The sequence below is a fragment of the Allobosea sp. P2_A10 genome, assembly GCF_056405115.1.
In genome coordinates, this window is record NZ_JBFUCS010000025.1 from 31,967 (window position 1) to 49,537 (window position 17,571).

Consider the following 17,571-nt stretch of genomic DNA (forward strand, 5'->3'; position numbering starts at 1 on the left):
CTCGGCGATGCTTTGGCCGGGACGGGGGTGCGGCATGTCTTGGATCGAACTTCAAAGCGGCCACGCCGTCAGGCTTGCGGCCCGCTCAGGCGATCTGCGCGGCCAGACCTCGGGGCTGGCGCGCGGCTTCGTGCAGGCCAATCTGGTGATCCTGCCGGCGGCGGACGCTGCCGATTTCCTGCGCTTCTGCATGCTGAACCCCAAGCCATGCCCGCTGCTCGACATCTCCGAACCCGGTAGCCGCAGCTTGCCGCGCCTCGGCGCAGACCTCGACATTGCCTCGGACGTGCCGGCCTACAAAATCTGGCGTGACGGCGTCCCCGTCGAGGAGCCACCCAGCATCGGGGCGTTCTGGCGCGACGATCTCGTCACCTTCGCGCTAGGCTGCTCGTTTTCGTTCGAGGAGGCGCTGATCGCGGACGGGCTGGCGATCCGCCATGTCGAGGCGGGCTGCAACGTGCCGATGTACCGGACTTCGCTCGCCTGCGAACAGGCCGGGCGCTTCGTCGGTCCGCTGGTGGTGACGATGCGGCCGTTTCGCCCGGCCGACGCGATCCGCGCGGTCCAGATAACCTCGCGCTATCCGGCGGTCCATGGCGCGCCCGTCCATCTCGGGCGGCCCGACCTGATCGGCATCGCCGATCTCGCCAGCCCAGACTACGGCGACGCCGTCACTGTGGGCGAGGATGAAATCCCGCTGTTCTGGGCCTGCGGGGTGACGCCGCAGGCGGTGATCGCGGCCGCGCGCCTGCCTTTCGCCATCACCCATGCGCCCGGCTGCATGCTGGTCACCGACCTGCTGAATGCGCGGCTGGCGACGACTTAACCCGATATGACGTAGCCATCCGCGCGGTCGGCCGCGACGGCCACCGGGTCGCGCTCTCCCGGATCGCCATGGCCGCCGCCGCCCGGCGTCTCCATGCGCACGATGTCGCCGGCCCGCAACACAAAGCCGATCGTCTTCGCCGCAAGCTCGGTGACGGCCCCGTCGCGGATCACGCAAAGCCTGCCACCGTGTCCGGGCTCGCCGCCCGCAAGTCCGTAGGGCCGCGAGGCGAAAGCGTCGAAGGAGGCGTTGAGCAGGCCGTGCTCGGCGACGAAGCGCCACTCGCGCACGAGGCCCAGGCCCCCGCGCATCCGACCGGCCCCCCCTGAATCCGGCAGGAAGCCATAATGCGTGAACCGCAGTGGGAAGATCGCCTCGATCATCTCGATCGGCGTGTTTTGGCCGTTATGGAAGCCGGCCGAAAGCCCAGACGGTCCGTCGGCTTCGGGATGGCCGCCCCAGCCGCCGATCTCGGCGTCGAAATAGACCTGCCGGCGGCCGTCCGCATGGCGGATGTTGACGGCGTGATTGAAGGTCACGCCGTAGTAGGAGGCGGGGATGCGCTCCGGCACAACCTCCGCGAAGGCTTTCAGCACGGCTGTGGCGATCCGATGCCCGGTCAGCATCCGCATCGAGACCGGCGCCGGAAACTGCGCATTGACCAGCGAGCCGACCGGGGCCGTGACCGTGATCGGCCGATAGCAGCCGGCATTTGCGGTCGCCTCGATGCCCGACGCCGCGATCACGGCGTAGTAGACCGCCGATTTCGTCGTCGCCATCGTTGCGTTGATCGGCCCGCGCGCCTGCGCGGCCGAGCCGGAAAAATCGACCGCGATCGTGTCGCCGGCGATGGTCAGCGTCACCGCGATGCGCTTCTGGCCGGCTTCCATCCCGTCGCCGTCGACGAAATCCTCGGCGCTGTAGACGCCGTCCGGCAGTGCCGCCAACGCCGCCCGCATCGCGGTCTCGGAATGGTCGAGCAGCGCCGCGCCAACCTGCCGCAACGTCTCGACGCCATAGCGCCCGGCGAGTTCGCGTATCGCGCGAGCCCCGACCTCCAGCGCCGCGATCTGACTCAGGAAATCGCCCCGGAAGGTCTCGGGCTCGCGGACGTTCTGGAGGATGGTGGCGAAGAGATCGTCCTGCATCTCGCCGGCCCGGACGATCTTCACCGGCGGCAGGCGAAAGCCCTCCTGGAAGATTTCGACGGCATGGGCGTTATAGCCGCCGGCAGCCCCGCCGCCGACATCGACATGGTGGATCAGCACGCAGGTGATGGCGATGCGCCGGCCGTCGACATAGACCGGCTTGAAGGCGAGGAAATCCGGCAGATGCTGGCCGCCGCAATAGGGGTCGTTGGTGACGACGACATCGCCCTCGCGCCAGCGCTCCAGAGGCAGGTGATGGGCGATCACCTCCTGGAGGCAGAGCTCCATCGAATTGAGATGCACCGGCATGCGCGCGGCCTGGGCGACGTTGCGGCCGTCGCCGTCGAACACAGCGGTCGAATAATCGAGGAGTTCGCGCACCGTGGTCGAGCGGCTGGTGCGCCAGACCGTGATCGACATCTCCTCGGCCGCGGAAACCAGCGCGTGCGAGACGATTTCGAGAAGGACCGGATCGACCTTGCTCATGACTTGGCCTCCCGTTTCGCGACGAGATCGCCTGTCGCGGCGACAGTGACGCGCCAGCCGGCAGGGATCAGCAGCGTCGTATAGGCCTGCTCGATCACGGCCGGGCCCGATAGCGTCGCGCCTGCGCCCAATCGGCCTTGCTCATGCACCGGCGTGTCGCTCCAGCGCCCGTTCATATGCACGAGGCGGTGACGGGGCGGGACTCCCTCCCCGCCTTCGGGCGCGACCGTCGCCGCCATGCCGCCGAGGCGGCCGATGGCGGCAAGCCGCATCGTCACCAGCTCCACGGTCTCGGACGGATCGTCGAAGGAGAAGCGCTGGCGATGCAGATCGTGGAAGCGGACGCATAGAGACGCGATCGCGGCCTCATCGGGCGCGCCGTCGTCGAGCCCGACCATCAGTTCGAAGGCCTGGCCGCGATAGCGCAGATCGGCCGCGAGCCTGAGATCGCAACGCTCTGGCGGCAGGCCGTCCGCCTCCAGCAGGGCCGCGCCCTCGCCCAGCAACTCGCCCGCCAGTGCGGCGACCGCTCCGGCAGCGCCGGGCTGCAGCGAAACGATCCGCGTGCGGGCGAGGTCGTGGACGATGTCGGATTGCAGGATGCCATGGGCCGAAAAGGTCGAGGGATCCTTGGGAAAGATCACGGTGGTCATGCCGAGTTCCTCGGCGACCTCGATCGCGTGCAGGCCGCCCGCCCCGCCAAAGGACATCAAAGCGAAATCGCGCGGATCGAGCCCGCGCTCGAACAGCGACAGCTTGATCGCGCCGGCAAGCTTGGCGACGACGACGGCAAGAATGCCCGCAGCGGCACGGTCACGATCGAGCCCGAGCGGGCTGGCGATCCGGACCTGCAACGCCGCCCGCGCGCCGTCGAGATCGAGCGCGAACTCGCCACCGAGAAAGGTCGCGGCATCGAGCCGGCCGAGGATCAGGTTGACGTCGGTCACGGTCGGCTCGGCGCCGCCCCGCCCATAGCAGACCGGGCCGGGCTTCGCGCCGGCGCTGCGCGGGCCGACCTGAAGCCGCCCCGAGGCGTCGAGCGAGGCGATCGAGCCGCCGCCAGCGCCGATCGTGCGCATATCGACCATGGGCACGCGCACCGGCAGGCCGTCGATGTCGCCCCGCGCCACGACGGCGCGCCGGCCCTCGCGGATGACGGCGACGTCATAGCTCGTACCGCCCATGTCGACGCCGACGACATCGGGACAACCGAGTCGATTCGCGACCGTTTCGGCCGCCAGCACGCCGCCCGATGGGCCCGACAGCAAAAGCTTGGCCGGCCCCTGACCTGCGGAAGCAGGGCTGGTCGCGCCGCCATTCGACTGGACGAGATAGAGCGGCGCGGTCAGTCCATGCTCGGCGATGCGTTTGAGCAAGGCCTCGACATAGCGCTTCACCACCGGGATCAGCAGCGCATTCAATACCGTCGTCGAGGTCCGCTCGAATTCGCGGATCTCCGGCGAAACCTCATGCGAGCAGGAGACGGCGAGGTCCGGCAGCCGCGCCTTCAGCGCGTCTCGGATCGCGATTTCATGGACCGGATTGGCGAAGCCGTTGAGCAGCGAGACCGCGCAGGCCTTCGCGCCGGACGCCGCGACCCTGTCTACAGCAGCCGCAACGCTGGCCGTGTCGAGCGCCGTCATCACTGCGCCGTCGGGGCCGATGCGCTCGATGACGCCGAAGCGATGCCGGCGCGCCACCAGCACGCTGCGCGGCTCGGGCTTCAACTTGTAGATGTTGGTGCGCGCATGCCGGCCGATCTCGAGCACGTCCTCGAAACCCGCGGTCGTGATCAGCGCGCCCTGCGGCAGATCGCGCGTCAGCACCGCATTGGTCGCGATCGTCGTGCCGTGCATCAGGAAGGTCACGTCCGACAGCGCGAAATCGAAGCGCGCCGCTGCGCCCAGAATGGCGTTCATCAGCCCGATCGAGGGATCGTCTGGCGTCGTCGCGGTCTTGAAGCTGCGGGCCTGGCCTGTCGCCTCGTCGAGGAACTCCAGATCGGTGAAAGTGCCGCCGATATCGACGGCGATCCGGATTCGTCTGGCAGTCATCGAGAGATTCGGGCTTTCCGGTTGCGGCTGCATCGTGAGCCCGCTCGGACCAAGGCTCGCATGCCATCGCGGCGGCAGGCAAGTCATCTCGCGGGTGCGAGAACCTATGCCGTGCTGGCGACCGCCTCGATCCTCTCGATCCCGCCGAGTTTTGGCGCAAACGACGCCCAGACCTTGCGCGCGCCGGCCTCCCAGGCCGGACGGTCCTGCGGCTGCACGACCTTGCCGCCCTCGGCCGCCGCCTTCGCCATCGAGGCGGCTTCGTCGGCGACGATCAACTCGTCGAAATAGCCGACGCCCTCGGCCGCCGCAGCGGCCAGCGCCGCCTTGTCGTCGGCGGAAAGCGCCTTCCAGAACGCCGCCGAGACGAAGATCACGCCGGAAGCCCAGATGTGCCCGGTCTCGATCAGATACGGCACGACCTCATGCAGCCTGAAGCCGACATAGGCCGATTTGGTCAGATCCATGCAGTCGACCACGCCGCTTTTCAGCGCATTATAGGTCTCGGGGATCGGGATCGGCGTCGGATATGCACCAAGTCCCGACCACAGTTCGGTGTGGAGCGGGCTCTGGATCACGCGGATGCGCTTGCCCCGTATGCCGGCGGGCGTCGTGATCGGCTCCTTCGCCAGCAGATGGCGCGCGCCGTAATTGATGAAGCCGAGCACCACGAAGCCCTGCGCCTCGAACTTGCCTCTGAGTTCGTCGCCGAGCGACCCGACGAGCACGCGCTTCAGGTGCTCGCGATCGCGGAACAGGAAGGGCAGATCGAGGATCTGACTGTCGGGGACCCAGCCCGAGAGCGCCGAGATCGTCGAGAGCGAGGCCTGCACGGAGCCGAGCCGCATGCCCTCCGCGACCTCCTTCTCGCCGCCCAGCGCCGCATTGCCGACGATGCGCAGGTCGAAACGGCCAGGTGCGGTCCGACCCAGCGTCTCGGCGATCCTGCGCCAGATTTTCGTCTCCGGCTTGTCCTCGCCAAACAGCGAGGCGACGGTGACCGGCCGGCCGGCCGCATGGCCGGCGCGCGACGACAGGATCGCTGGCGCGGCCAGCAGGGCAGACGTGACCATGCGGCGGGTGGGCGACATCAAAACAGTCCTTTGAACGACGGCGGCAGCGACGGCCAGGCGGCCGCGCCGAGACATAATATCGCCAGCGCGACGAGCAAGCTCGCCAGCAGCGGCAGCACCGCCCGGAAGACGTCGCCGGCAGGTACGCGCGTGATCCCGCTGACGACATAGACGAGAATTCCCAGCGGCGGCGTCAAGCCGTGGATCATCAGATTGACCACGAGAATCACGCCGAACTGGATCGGATCGAGCCCCGCTGCGATCGCGACCGGCAAAAGCAGCGGCGCCAACAAAAGGATCGCCGCGCCGATATCGAGGAACAGCCCGGCCACCAACAGCACGAGATTGGACAGCAGCATTACGGCGTAAGGCCCGCCGCCAAGCGTGGTCACGAGGCCTGCCATCTGGTCCGATACGCGGTCGAGCGCGAGCAGGAAGGCGAAAGGCGCGGATGCGCCGATCAGCATACCGACGGCGGCGGCTTCCGTCGCCGATTTGCGCAACGCGAGGACCACGGTGCCGGCGTTCAGGCTGCGCAAGGCGAGGCAGGCTGTAAGCGCATAGGCGACGGCCAGCGCCGAAGCCTCGGTCGTCGTCACCACGCCGAAGCGGATGCCGACGACTACGACCACGCCGAGTCCGATCGCTGGCAGCGCGCCAATGAGACTCCGCACGCGCTCCTGCCCGCTCGCCCTGGGAGCCGCGTCGACGACATCGCGCACGCTGAGATGAAGGCCGACGCCCAGCGCCAGCGCCAGCACGCCGCCGGCGACGAAGCCCCCGACCAGCAGCGACCCAACCGAGAGATTGGTCGCCGTCGCCAGGATCAGGAAGGCGATCGAGGGCGGGATGATGTTGTCGAGCATGGAGACGCCCGCCACGATCGCCGCCGCATGCGCCGGCGGATAGCCGCGCGCGATCAGTGTCGGCGCCATCACCTTGGCCCCGAAGGCGGCGTTCGCCACCGAAGAGCCCGAAGCGCCCGAGAACAGCACGCTGGAAACCAGCGCCGTCTGCGCCAGCCCCGCCCGCAAATGCCCGACCAGCGCGGCGGCAAAGCGCACCAGCCGCTCGGCCAGCCCGCCGGTCGTCAGCAACTCGCCGGCGAGTAGGAAGAACGGGATCGCGAGCAGCAGGAATTTCGAGACGCCCGAAACCGTGTTCTGCACGATCGCAGGCTCGGGCAGCAGCCCACCGAACGCCCCGGTCAGCGAAACGCCGGCCAGCAGCGCATAGGGCAAGGGCGCGCCCAGCAGCAGGCCAAGCCCTGCCGCGAGCGCCGCGATGAGGCTCGGTGTCGAGACGAACAGGCCGGTCGAAAACTGCGCAGCGGCATAGAGCGCGACGCCCAGCACGAGTGAGGCCAGCACCGAGGCCATGGAGCGATCGAGCGCGGCGCGCCAGAGCACGACGAGCACGGTGAGGCCGCCACCGACCGCAAAGGCGCCAAAGCGCAGGCTTTCCGGCAGGCCCAGCACGGTCGATGTGCCGCCGACCAGCGCCGCGACACTTGCGCCGCCGATCGCCAGCACCAGCGCGCCATGCACCGCGACCGCGTCGGCAAGGATCGCTGCGAGCGCCTGCCCCCGCGCCGGCAGCAGGCGCACGACCACGTCGAGCCGCATCGACAGCGCGCTCGTCGCCGCCAGCGGCGCGCCGACCGCCACCAGCGCGACATTGAGCCAGATCGCCAACTCGTCGGACCAGACGAGCCCGCCGCCAAGCGCATAACGCCTGATGACCGCAAGCATCACGACGCAGAACAGCAACGCAAGGATCAGCGCACCGGCAATCTCCAGCGCCGCGACGACGCCGGCCAGCGCCCGCGCGAGCCGCAATCGGCCCGGCGTCGCGGCGATCTGTGATGAGGATGTGCTCATGATGTCTGCGGGAGAAGAGCGGCGACCGGATTGAGGCAGGAGCCCGGCTCGCGTCGAGCCCGGCGTTGCGACGGCCTACCGCATTGCGTCGCATCGCGCAGCCCTTTCGAGAGCGGGCGAAAGTGACGCGTTGCGCTGGAGGGCCCCGGTCGGGAATATGGAACAGGCGCGAGCACTGCTGAATCAGGCCCGGTGCCGCCCTTTGCCGATGCTTTAATCCGACGAATGAAAGACGCCGCATGAAACTGCTGACCAGCGCCGCCCTGATCGCCGCCGCCTTCGCCGCCAACGCAGCCCAGGCGCAGGACATCGCCGCCGGCGAGCGCTCCTGGAACAAGTGCCGGGCCTGCCACCAGACCGGCGAAGGCGCCAAGAACCTGATCGGGCCTCAGCTCAACGGCGTCTTCGGGAGAACCGCAGGCACGGTCGAGGGCTACAGCTATTCGTCCGCCAACAAGAGTTCGGGCATCACCTGGGACGAGGCTGTCTTCGCTGACTACATCAAGGACCCGAAGGCGAAGATCCCCGGCACCAAGATGATCTTCGCCGGGATCAAGAACGAGCAGGAGATCAGGGACCTGACGGCCTACCTCAAGCAGTTCGGCGCGGACGGCAAGAAGCTGTAGACGGCCTCAGCGATAGCCGGCCGCCTGCAGCTCGAACAGTTCGGCGTAGCGGCCGCCCTGCGCGACCAGTTCGTCATGGCTGCCCTGCGCTTCGACCTTGCCGCCGGCGAGCACGAGGATTCGGTCGGCCATGCGCACGCTGGAGAAGCGGTGCGAGATCAGCACGGCGGTCTTGCCCTTGCTCAGTTCCTTGAAGCGCTGAAACACCTCGAACTCCGAGCGCGCATCGAGCGCAGCCGTGGGCTCGTCGAGGACGAGGACGGCGGCCTCGCGCATATAGGCTCTCGCGATCGCGATCTTCTGCCATTCGCCGCCGGAGAGCTCGACGCCGTTCTTGAAGCGTTTGCCGACCATCTGGTCGTAGCCGGCGGGCAGCCGGGCGACGACCTCGTCGGCCTGGCTGCGCTCGGCGGCGCGCGCGATGCGTCCATGGTCCTCGCGGGCCTCGATCCGGCCGACCGCGATATTGTCGCCGGCGGTCAGGTTGTAGCGCACGAAATCCTGGAAGATGACGCCCATGCCACCGCGCAGCGCCTCGAGATCGTACTCGCGCAGATCGCGCCCATCGAGCAGGATGCGGCCTTCGTCGGGATCGTAGAGCCGCGTCAGCAGCTTCACCAAAGTGGTCTTGCCGGCGCCGTTCTCGCCGACCAGCGCCAGCACCTCGCCGGCCTGCAGCGTGAAGCTGAGATGACGCACCGCCCAGCGCTCCGCGCCGGGATAGATGAAGCCGACATCCTCGAAGACGAAACCCTGCCGGATCGGCCGGGGCAGCGGCAGCGCGTTGGCAGGCGAGAGGATTTCCGGCTTGACCTCGAAGAAGGCGAAGAGGTCGTTCAGATAGAGCGCCTGGCTGGCGGTGATCGAGAAGCCCGACAACAGCCCTTCGAGCAGCGCCCGCAACCGCCGGAACGAGCCGGCGAGAAAGCTCAGATCGCCGATCGAGAATTCGCCGGCCAGCGTGCGCCAGACGATATAGGCGAAGGCGAGATAATAGCCGATCGTTCCGATCGTGGTGAACAGCCCGCCCCAACCGGCGCGGCGCAGCGCCAGCCTGCGGTTGCCCGCGTAGAAGATAGCAGAGAGACGCCGGTAGCGTTCGATCAGGAAGCCGTTGAGGCCGAAGATCTTGACCTCCTTGGCGGTTTCGACGCTGGCCGCGGTCTGGCGGACATAGTCGAGTTCGCGGCGCTCCGGCGTGCGCCCGAAATCGAGCGAATAGCTCTTCGCGTTGAAATGGGTCTCGCCGAGGAAGGCCGGCACCAGCGCCAGCAGCAACAGCACGATCAGCCAGGGCGCATAGACGATCAGCCCGGCCACGAAGCTTGCGACCGTGACGATGTCCTGCGCCTGTCCAAACAGTTGACCCAAGAGCGAGAGCCGGCCGCTGGTCTGCCGGCGGGCGCGTTCGAGCTGGTCCTGGAACTCCGAATCCTCGAAATCCTCGAGATCGAGCGTCGCGGCATGCTCCATCAACCGCACGCTGGAGGCGTTGTTGACGGTTTCCGACAAAAGCCCGTCGACGAGCGAGACGACGCGGCCGAGCACATCCGCCAGCACCGCCAGCGCGAACTCGGCGAGGATCAGCAGGCAAAGCCCGTTCAGCCGCCCGCTCTGCCACCATTGCGCCAGCGTCGCCGGCCGGTCCGGCTGCTGCAGCAGAAGCACGACATCGTCGATGATCAGCTTGCCGATGAACAGCGTCACGACCGGAAGCAGCGCGCGCACCAGCCGCAGCAGCAGCGAGGACGCCGTCAGCAGCGGAGCGGTGCGCCAGACCATCGCCATGAACGGACGCAGATTGCGCAGCGCGCCGACCCGTTCCTTGAGGGACCTGGCGGCGCCCGGCTGCATCCGCCCGGGCGATGGCCCGGCGCGTGAGCCGGTCGATGCGTCGTCAGGGCGGGCTGTTTGAGGCATTCCGGCAGGTCTCGGGGAAAAGGGGATAGTGGGTCACTGACCGGCGATGCCGGCGCTCACGACGGAATCAGGAAGCAGCGGTCGCCGTCAGAACAGTATTTCCGCGCCGGTTATGGCAACACGGGATACCATGAAATGACACTGCAGCCGCCTGGCGGGGCCGTCGGCATCGAGGGCCGCTTTGGCTGGTGTCGCGTCGGTCATCGCAGGACGGCCGTCGGCGGAGGCGCAGACACACCTTTCGTCGGCGGCCTGTCGGGGCAATCGGGCAGAATACCGGTTCGCGGCGCGCCTCGGACCAAACTCTGGTTTGCGCGGACAAGATGTGGAGCGGGTGGAGGGAATCGAACCCTCGTATTCAGCTTGGAAGGCATGAGGGTTTTACAGCAAAATCAACGAGCGTTCCAACTTATGTGTCCCGAAGAACGGCACATTTTGACACCTTAGTTGGAATGATCGCGACAGAAGATAGAGCTTCAACCGAAGATCGCGCCAGTGAGTTTTGCACTGGCAGTTCGGTTGCCCAATTGCCCCGACTTGTAGGCCAAGAACGCCTCCGCAGCATCGGTGCCGAGAGCCATCTCGACATCCCGGAAGTTTTCCTGAAGACGCTGCAGCTCGCGCTTTACTAGCCAGCCCATTATGCTCTGTTGTGTTTGAACGAGCGCGATCGAAGTCCCGAACGCTAGGAACACCGTAATGCCAGCGGCCGCCAGCCGATCGGACTCGCCAAATTTCCACCCGGCATTCATCATGGATCGAAAGAATTCGTCGTCCCAAGCGATATGGTACGCGACGACAACACAGCATCCGAATATCGCCGCTGCAGCCAGCAGGGTCGTAAGCGTGAGTGCCTGGCCGCCGGTCATCGCCGCCTTCTGCCGTGGGTGAGTGTGTGGGCATTTCTGGCCTGCCCCAGCGGAATTTGCAACGGTCGTGAGAAGACTCGCTATGCCAATATAATTTGTCAGGCGAGAGGCCCGTTGAACGGAGCGAGCGAAAACGCTGGAAGGCCTGATTTCACGGCCCTACTGCGCCAGGCTAGGCTGATCACTGGTCATCATCAGTCGGAAACTGCGTCCGGTATATCTCCGACGCCGACAGCCAGCGCTCCAGTGCATCGAGCGGATCAATTCCCGCGAAAGCCTCCTTCGCCAGATCAAGCCGATGCTGAAGCCGCGGTCGACGTTCGTCTGGAACTTGGGCTAGCCGCATCTCTGCGCTACGGAAAAATTGGTCCGCTGCCTCTGCGGCCGCCCATTTCGCTATGATCTCTTCGAGCTGCCGCTTGCTTTCGACCCGAGCCTCGGAAACGCGCTGCGCATCCCTCGCCCGCAACCGGCTTTCACGAGCGGCGGATTCGATCAGCTGTTGCGCCAGGCGCTGCTGTTCGAATTTTTGTAATTCTATTGCCCATGCCTTCTGCGCTTCGGCTGCATCCTCAGCCGCCTGCTTCATTAAAGCCGGAGCCTGCAGGTGCAAATCTCTGAGCTCATTTACGATCTTTGGTAGCATGGCCGTGATCGAAGTCTTCGGCGTCTCGTCCCAGGTTCGGCTCCAGCTAACGAACGGCGCGGGCGTGAACGCGAGGATGCGGCACCGCCCGCTCAGGAAAGTCACTTTCTCAGTCAACCAGCGGACGCCAGCGGCTCGCGCCAGCGTGTTCGTGCAATCGCGGACGTACTGACCATTTATATTGAGCACCTCCACGATTTCGGTCATCTCAGTCAGAACAAGGGCCACCGCTAACGGTCCGACGTATGCGACCGTGGACCTACTGGGGACCCACACCACACCTCCGCGGTGGTTCGGAGCTGTTCGTTGTTCGGAGGCAACCTCCTGTTTTTCAGCCCGCCAAGACGGCGTCGGTTCTTCCGGCGGCGCTAGCCGAACACGGAATCCGCAACGTTCCAGAGCTTGGTAGACCTTATTCGCGACGTCTAACGAATGATGCAGACCGGACGCCGAGCAGGAGATATCAGGTAGTCTTCGAGCGGTGGGTCTGAGGAATTCGTCGTCGGAGCAGATATAGGACTTTCGGAATTGCTCCTCCGCCCCAACGAGCAGGGGGTGTAGCGGGGACCGAGGCGAGCGCGCCGGAGTTCGGCTTTGAGCGCGTCTTTCGTGCCTCGTTGCCGGCAAGGTCAAGCCGTTTTCCTTGGTCCAAAACAGCTGATCTCCAGGAGCGGCAGCGGGCAGTTTCGGTGGCCGAGCTGCCTTGCCGACTGCCTTCTTCGCCCAATAGCCCCGAGGTGGGCGCGGGACGTTCAGTGCGGTGCAGATGCGCGCTAGGTAGGAACCCGACACGCCGAGCCGCTTCGCTATTTCCTGCGCCGGCTTAGACCACAGCTCCGCGTAAAGAGCGTCGCGGGCGATCTGCGCCTTATTCGGGGTATCAGGCGTTCGGATCATCTGCGAAACCCGCCCTCACCGTCACCCAGGGAAAGCAGCGGTGCCCAGGCTCGTCAGACACGATCACCGCCTCATCCTTCTTTACGCCCCGCGCGACCTCAACCTAGTGAGGGCAACCACACCAAGTTCACGCAGCAAAAAAAGCGGAGAATCTTGCGATTTTGCGTGATTTTCGGCCATCCTTATGCGCGCTCGCAAGGTTGTCTGGAGCTTTCAAACGTTAACTTGACATTCACGTTCCCTGCCCAACATTAGCACCGTCAAGCCGACCCACTTGCCGAATTGTCGCCGGATGGCGTGCGTGGTCAGCAGTCGCTGATCTAGGCAAGCGGGTCGCACCCTTCATCGAAAATGCCAAATATTTTGGATTTTGGGCTCGAGGGCGCTCAGCCAACGCTGCGCGTTGTCCCGGTCCTTTCGTTGGGCGCGGCCGATGGCTCCGGCGCACATGTCAGCGAGCTGCACGAGACGATCTCTGCTCGAATCGGAAAACTTGATTTTCCGGACAGCGCCTGGGCCGGTATAGCGTCGCAGGTAACCTGCTAATTCTTGACGAAAAGCGCGTTCGCCACTGCCATCGATCACCACCTTTGCTTGCGCAAGCAAGCCGTTGTCGAACGTCAGCATCGACTTCACGAAGAAGCTATAGAACGCCTCTTTGTCCGACCTCAGATGAGAGCTGTAGATCAATTCTTTTCGGACGACGATTGAGCGCACGCAGAAATCGAACGGCATAACGGCGCGAAAGAATTCGTCGCGCACCTCTGATCGGCTTTTCCCAAATTTAAATTCTTGGGTAAGACGAAGCCGATCAGCCAGCGTGTCGATCGCAGCCGCCGTTCTCGTCGCCTGATCAAGGTCATGGAAAGCGACCATCGCGACGACGAAATGCGGCGAAGAACCCTTGGTCAATTTGAAGCCGGCATCGCCAGACTCATCGATGAAAATAAGCATGCCCGATCTCGTGCATGCCGAATCATGATTTGCGCAAGCGCGCTCTGCGCTATTCGATGCAATCCACAGGCCTCCACCGCCGGCGCCGATACATCCACGGTCGCCGGCGGCTCGTCGAAGACGCGGCGGCAGCTGCAACCGCGCATCAATCTCGTTTCCCGACACGAAGCGTGGGGGTCGTCAGCGTGCGATCGCCTGCCTCTTTCAGTCGATCTTGCTTGCGTGCGCCGTGGCGGCGCCTGGCCCGGTGCCGGCGCACCCCCAATCGGGCTTATCGAAATCAGCCTTATCCTATTGCGGAGACCCGGCCGCCGCCTTCACGGCCGCTATCACATGGTCCCGGTCCACCCCATCGCCCTTCACCATATGCCCTGCGCGGTTGACCAGCGGGGCAAACAGGCTGGATCCGTACCGCTTGCCCGCGGTGAGACCCCACCATTGAGCCGCGCGGAGGCAGACGACCACGCGCCTGCCGGCCTCCGCATCGGGGAACAGAACGCGCTGCGCCCATTCTATCGTGGCACGACATGAAGGCAGAGCGGCCAACGCGGCATGGTCGGTGAAATCTTTCGACTTGTAGGGCGAGATGTTCAAAACGGCGACGCGCTGTCGAAGCTCGTCTGGTTTCCCGAAGACGCGCGTGCGTGGCGTCCACCAGTCCCACAGATCCTTCCAGTTTTCAGCCGTCGCTAGGGGCTCCTGCCCCGCTCTGATCCGCACGTAGCGCTGCTGGGCTTTGGGATCGCGAGCCTCTGCCAGATCCTGATCCGAGAGCCCCGGTGAGAGGTACAGGAGCACGACTGGAGCGTCGGCGAGACGACCATAATAGGGTGTCGGTAAGCACGGGCTGAAGGTAGGAGCGAGCCGATCCCATGTCGCTCGATCATCGGGATGAATCAGATCATGAGGACCAAGACGCGACCAATATTCGATAAGGCTGTTAGGCATCGGCGGCGGCCCTATCCCGCTTGCCGCCGCGCGCCACGATCTGCAGGCTCTCGTCGGGCAGCTTGCGCTGCAGGTAGCTCGCGATCGGCCACTCGGCCGTCATCCAGGTCTCGCACTGCTCCGGAGTCGTCAGGATCACCGGCATCGCCTTGGGATGGATCGCCCCGACCTCGGCGTTCGGATCGGTCGTCAGGAAGGCGAAGAGATCGGCCGAGACCTCGCCTTCCCTGACCTTTCGGACGCTCTTCCATTGCGGCGTCCATATCCCGGCGAAGAAGGCGAGCGGGCGCGTCTCGTCGAAGGCGAACCAGATGTCGCCGCCGGCGTCGCGGTTGAACTCGCTGAAGCTCGAGAACGGGACCAGGCATCTGTTCTCGACGCCGAGCCAGCGCCGCCAGTGCGGAGACTTAGTGTTGCGGACGTTGGTGACGCCGGTATCGGTCTTCTTGCCGGCCAGCACAAACTGCGGCGAGGGCATCCCCCAGCGCGTCATCGCGAGCGCGGCGACGCCGTCACCTTGGTTGCGGAGGATCGGCGCCGCATAGTCGGGAAAGATGCCCGGCAGCGGCGGCAGATTGGTGTCGGGCGCGTCGAACTTCGCGAAGAGCTTGCGCATCGCGTCGACGCTGCGGGTCATGCTGTAGAGGTTGCACATCGCTCACGCACCATACCGAACACCGGTCACTTCAGTTTCGTAGCAACGCCAGTCGAAAGCGCGGTCGCTCCTGATACATAATACAGGGTTTCGAAGGGCGACCGGCTCGCTAGATCTGCACCCGCAGGAACGCCGAGTTCCGAATAGGCCGCAGCCATTGTCGCCGTGCCGCGAGGTGAACGGCTCTGATGGAAACCGAGTCCCTTTTGCCCCTTCGAGCCGACACCTTCGACAACCCGCGATCCGCCGCCGTAGATGGGCTCTGTCCCAGCAGCGAACAACAAGGTGCAAGCACTTCCGCAAAGGCTACCGGCGTTGACCAACGTCGTTGCGCCAATGGCCTTGATGCTGCGGGCCATTTCGATAGCAGCCGGGAGCCCTCCCTCACCAGCGCCAGGGCTCAAAAGGATAACCGTTCTATAGCTTCCCTGCGGAGCGGCTGCTGCAAACGTGGCGTCGTCACCCGGCCCGATCGAGCCCCGTACCGTCACGGTCATGCCCGATTTCGTCACCTGCGCGGCATCGGCACTGAAGCCAGCAACGAGCATCACGGCAACAACGAAGGAAAAGCGTTTCATCTGAGATCCCGGTCGTCGCATTAGTCGTTGGCCAATACGCGTCCGGCGGGATCGCCGCGTCAATAGGCTAGGCATCGTCGCCACCGACCCTGCGCTGGCGGGCCGGCAGCATGTCGTCATTGCCGCCCTCGATCAGGTTCAGCCCGGTCATCGCCGGCGGGAGATCGGGCGGCCGACCCGAATTCAGGTCCGGCAGATAGGCCCCGCAGCGCATCCCGTATTTCTGCGGCTTGCGCAGCTCCGTGAACGGACACCACGGGCAGCCCGACATGAAGCCGTGCAGCACCTGCCGGACCGGCACGCGATGGCCGTAGCGCGCCGCCAGCGCCGCCAGGCGCACCTCGGCATGGCGGGGGCAGACATGACAGCGCAGCCGGACGACCACCCATGGATAGCGGAAGAGCTGCGTTGCGAGGTCCGGCGGATCGTCGCTGCCGCTCACGGTTCATCGTCTACCTGCTGGCGTCGGGCGCCATCKGCGAACCGGCCGCGCARATAGCCGCGCGAGATCGCCTCCTGGGCATCGRCGATGAGCGTCGCCTGATCGTCCAGGAGAGCGCGGATTGCRGCCAGCGCGTCGCCGCCAAACTCGGCCAGCACCTCGACYGCTTCGGCCTGCCGCATSGCGTCGTCGATGGGCGAAAGGGACGGCTTCACGGCGGTCATTGCGTTCCTCGAAATGAGAACGTAATGAGAACGAACGCGCCCCGGAGAGTCAAGCCATGAACGTCGACACATTCTTCCTCCAGCCGTTCAAGACCCATCGCAAGAAGCTCGTGCCGGCCCAGCGCGTGCCGGCCAAGACCAAGCATCACGCCCTGCGGGATGGCGAGCGATTGGGCCGCACGGCCGAGGGCCTTGCCGTGGTGCATGTCTGCGCCGACGATGAGACCGGCGAGGTCAGCGCGATCGAGGTACTGGCGCGCCACGGCCAGATCCCCGAGCAGTTCGAGGAGGAGATCAGGGCGCTGTGACGCTGAGCCTGCGGCGCTCCGATTCGGGCTTCATCCCCGAATGGGACCGCGACAAATTCTGGACGGTCATGTGCGAAGGCACGACCGTCGGATCGATCGTTCTGCAGACGCACTTCCATGGCGACGACGCGCCATGGAGCTGGTCGATCACGATGGCGACGCCGGCATCGCAGTTGACCTGCAAGCACGGCCGCGAGGCGACCCGCGACCACGCCATGGCAGCCTTCCGCTGCGCCTGGGATATCTACCGGTCGGAAATCGGCGACGACTGGTGGCGGCGCCATCTCGACCACTGCGCGCGGCTGGACGCACAGGATGCCCGCAGCCGCCGGCAACGCGAAGGAACCAGGAACCCTGATCTCAGTTGACGCTCCGCCACGGAGCCACGCGATGCCCACGATCAAGATCGAATCCGACGCGCAGTATCAGGAAGTCGTCGAGCGAACCCAAGCCCTGCTGGGGTGCACGGAAGGATCGAAGGAAGAGCGCGAGCTGGTCGAACTCGTGCTGGCGATCGAGATATGGGACACGGTGAGGCAGTGGCGGACGTGACGCGCGCGCAATAATCCCCGGCCGCTCAGGAGATCGCCGATGTCGTTCCCGCCCGACAATCCGCCCATGGCCTATTCCCATCTGGCCGGCCGCGAGGTCTCAACCTGGTCGGGCGAATGGCAGCACGAGACCGAGGTCTACTATCTCGCAATGATGCCGATCGGTAAGCGCAACACCTTCCTCGATGGGGTGCCCGGCGGGACGGGCGACGATCGCGGGATCAAGGGCGTTCGGGGTGAGGCTGCTGTCGCTGCGCTGCGGGCGGCTATCGAGCGATACGAGCAAATTGTCGCGAGGCCGCACTGATGTCAGCGGTCGCTAATTTCATAGACGTCGCCTGCATCCGCATCCTCGCGCAGGCCCTTGAAGGAGGCGTGGCGAAGCTTGTCGTCGTCGGTCCAGCCTCGGAAGGCGATTTCGGCGGGCAGGACTGGTGACAGCCAGACGGTCCCCTTCGCCTTGATCGGCAAGGCCGGCTTTTCGAC

Annotated in this window: 20 protein-coding genes; 6 read left to right on the top strand and 14 right to left on the bottom strand. The window is 65.5% G+C overall.

Annotated elements, in window-relative coordinates; genetic code table 11:
* Nucleotides 1–34: 34 nt before the first annotated feature.
* On the top strand, nt 35–826 hold the full coding sequence (locus AC1DZY_RS24025) for a putative hydro-lyase (RefSeq protein WP_476822675.1): 792 nt from the start codon (nt 35–37) through the stop codon (nt 824–826).
* On the opposite strand, the gene AC1DZY_RS24030 is transcribed toward AC1DZY_RS24025, so the two are convergent.
* From AC1DZY_RS24030 to AC1DZY_RS24045, 4 genes are all read right to left on the bottom strand, one after another.
* Nucleotides 823–2,460, bottom strand: coding sequence for a hydantoinase B/oxoprolinase family protein (locus AC1DZY_RS24030; protein ID WP_476822676.1), 1,638 nt, complete (start codon nt 2,458–2,460; stop codon nt 823–825). The genes AC1DZY_RS24025 and AC1DZY_RS24030 overlap by 4 nt on opposite strands.
* Complete coding sequence (locus AC1DZY_RS24035) at nt 2,457–4,514, bottom strand: hydantoinase/oxoprolinase family protein (protein ID WP_476822677.1); 2,058 nt, start codon at nt 4,512–4,514, stop codon at nt 2,457–2,459. The genes AC1DZY_RS24030 and AC1DZY_RS24035 overlap by 4 nt, the downstream gene beginning before the upstream one ends.
* Nucleotides 4,515–4,618: 104 nt before the next feature.
* A complete protein-coding gene (locus AC1DZY_RS24040; RefSeq protein ID WP_476822678.1) occupies nt 4,619–5,605 on the bottom strand; it encodes a TRAP transporter substrate-binding protein in 987 nt (328 codons plus the stop codon).
* A complete protein-coding gene (locus AC1DZY_RS24045; protein ID WP_476822679.1) occupies nt 5,605–7,467 on the bottom strand; it encodes a TRAP transporter large permease in 1,863 nt (620 codons plus the stop codon). Before AC1DZY_RS24045 ends, AC1DZY_RS24040 begins: the two co-directional genes overlap by 1 nt.
* Before the next feature lie 239 nt (nt 7,468–7,706).
* Between AC1DZY_RS24045 and AC1DZY_RS24050 the strand changes: the two genes are divergently transcribed.
* On the top strand, nt 7,707–8,093 hold the full coding sequence (locus tag AC1DZY_RS24050; protein WP_476822680.1) for a c-type cytochrome: 387 nt from the start codon (nt 7,707–7,709) through the stop codon (nt 8,091–8,093).
* Nucleotides 8,094–8,099: 6 nt separating this feature from the next.
* Here the strand turns inward: AC1DZY_RS24050 and AC1DZY_RS24055 are convergent, their stop codons facing one another.
* The 9 genes from AC1DZY_RS24055 to AC1DZY_RS24095 all read right to left on the bottom strand — a co-directional run bounded on the left by AC1DZY_RS24055 (nt 8,100) and on the right by AC1DZY_RS24095 (nt 16,226).
* Entirely contained in the window at nt 8,100–9,947 is a 1,848-nt protein-coding gene (locus AC1DZY_RS24055) for an ABC transporter ATP-binding protein (protein WP_476822693.1), read from the bottom strand.
* 542 nt (nt 9,948–10,489) lie between these two features.
* Complete coding sequence (locus AC1DZY_RS24060; protein WP_476822681.1) at nt 10,490–10,882, bottom strand: hypothetical protein; 393 nt, start codon at nt 10,880–10,882, stop codon at nt 10,490–10,492.
* A gap of 181 nt (nt 10,883–11,063) precedes the next feature.
* Nucleotides 11,064–11,756 (bottom strand): hypothetical protein, encoded by a 693-nt coding sequence (locus AC1DZY_RS24065; RefSeq protein ID WP_476822682.1) that lies wholly within the window; start codon nt 11,754–11,756, stop codon nt 11,064–11,066.
* 1,011 nt (nt 11,757–12,767) lie between these two features.
* Complete coding sequence (locus AC1DZY_RS24070; RefSeq protein WP_476822683.1) at nt 12,768–13,379, bottom strand: DUF3800 domain-containing protein; 612 nt, start codon at nt 13,377–13,379, stop codon at nt 12,768–12,770.
* Nucleotides 13,380–13,670: 291 nt separating this feature from the next.
* Nucleotides 13,671–14,327 carry a hypothetical protein gene (locus AC1DZY_RS24075; RefSeq protein WP_476822684.1) on the bottom strand — a complete coding sequence of 219 codons (657 nt, stop codon included), beginning with the start codon at nt 14,325–14,327 and terminating at the stop codon, nt 13,671–13,673.
* A complete protein-coding gene (locus tag AC1DZY_RS24080; protein WP_476822685.1) occupies nt 14,320–14,982 on the bottom strand; it encodes an SOS response-associated peptidase in 663 nt (220 codons plus the stop codon). Before AC1DZY_RS24080 ends, AC1DZY_RS24075 begins: the two co-directional genes overlap by 8 nt.
* 26 nt (nt 14,983–15,008) lie before the next feature.
* The gene (locus AC1DZY_RS24085) at nt 15,009–15,560 is read right to left on the bottom strand and encodes a hypothetical protein (protein WP_476822686.1); all 552 of its coding nucleotides are present in this window, start codon (nt 15,558–15,560) and stop codon (nt 15,009–15,011) included.
* A gap of 67 nt (nt 15,561–15,627) precedes the next feature.
* The gene (locus AC1DZY_RS24090; protein ID WP_476822687.1) at nt 15,628–16,002 is read right to left on the bottom strand and encodes a hypothetical protein; all 375 of its coding nucleotides are present in this window, start codon (nt 16,000–16,002) and stop codon (nt 15,628–15,630) included.
* Nucleotides 15,999–16,226, bottom strand: a complete 228-nt coding sequence (locus tag AC1DZY_RS24095; RefSeq protein WP_476822688.1) for a hypothetical protein — start codon at nt 16,224–16,226, stop codon at nt 15,999–16,001. The genes AC1DZY_RS24090 and AC1DZY_RS24095 overlap by 4 nt, the downstream gene beginning before the upstream one ends.
* 56 nt (nt 16,227–16,282) lie before the next feature.
* On the opposite strand from AC1DZY_RS24095, the gene AC1DZY_RS24100 reads away from it, so the two are divergent.
* From AC1DZY_RS24100 to AC1DZY_RS24115, 4 genes are read left to right on the top strand one after another with little or no spacing between them, the layout of a single operon-like run.
* Nucleotides 16,283–16,534, top strand: a complete 252-nt coding sequence (locus AC1DZY_RS24100) for a hypothetical protein (RefSeq protein ID WP_476822689.1) — start codon at nt 16,283–16,285, stop codon at nt 16,532–16,534.
* Nucleotides 16,531–16,902, top strand: coding sequence for a hypothetical protein (locus tag AC1DZY_RS24105; RefSeq protein ID WP_476822690.1), 372 nt, complete (start codon nt 16,531–16,533; stop codon nt 16,900–16,902). The genes AC1DZY_RS24100 and AC1DZY_RS24105 overlap by 4 nt, the downstream gene beginning before the upstream one ends.
* 22 nt (nt 16,903–16,924) lie before the next feature.
* Nucleotides 16,925–17,086, top strand: coding sequence for a hypothetical protein (locus tag AC1DZY_RS24110; RefSeq protein WP_476822691.1), 162 nt, complete (start codon nt 16,925–16,927; stop codon nt 17,084–17,086).
* Between the two features lie 39 nt (nt 17,087–17,125).
* A complete protein-coding gene (locus tag AC1DZY_RS24115) occupies nt 17,126–17,392 on the top strand; it encodes a DUF7696 family protein (RefSeq protein WP_476822692.1) in 267 nt (88 codons plus the stop codon).
* 2 nt (nt 17,393–17,394) lie between these two features.
* Here AC1DZY_RS24115 and AC1DZY_RS24120 read toward each other — a convergent pair whose 3' ends face one another.
* The gene (locus tag AC1DZY_RS24120) at nt 17,395–17,556 is read right to left on the bottom strand and encodes an ATP dependent DNA ligase (RefSeq protein ID WP_476822694.1); all 162 of its coding nucleotides are present in this window, start codon (nt 17,554–17,556) and stop codon (nt 17,395–17,397) included.
* Between the last annotated feature and the right edge of the window lie 15 nt (nt 17,557–17,571).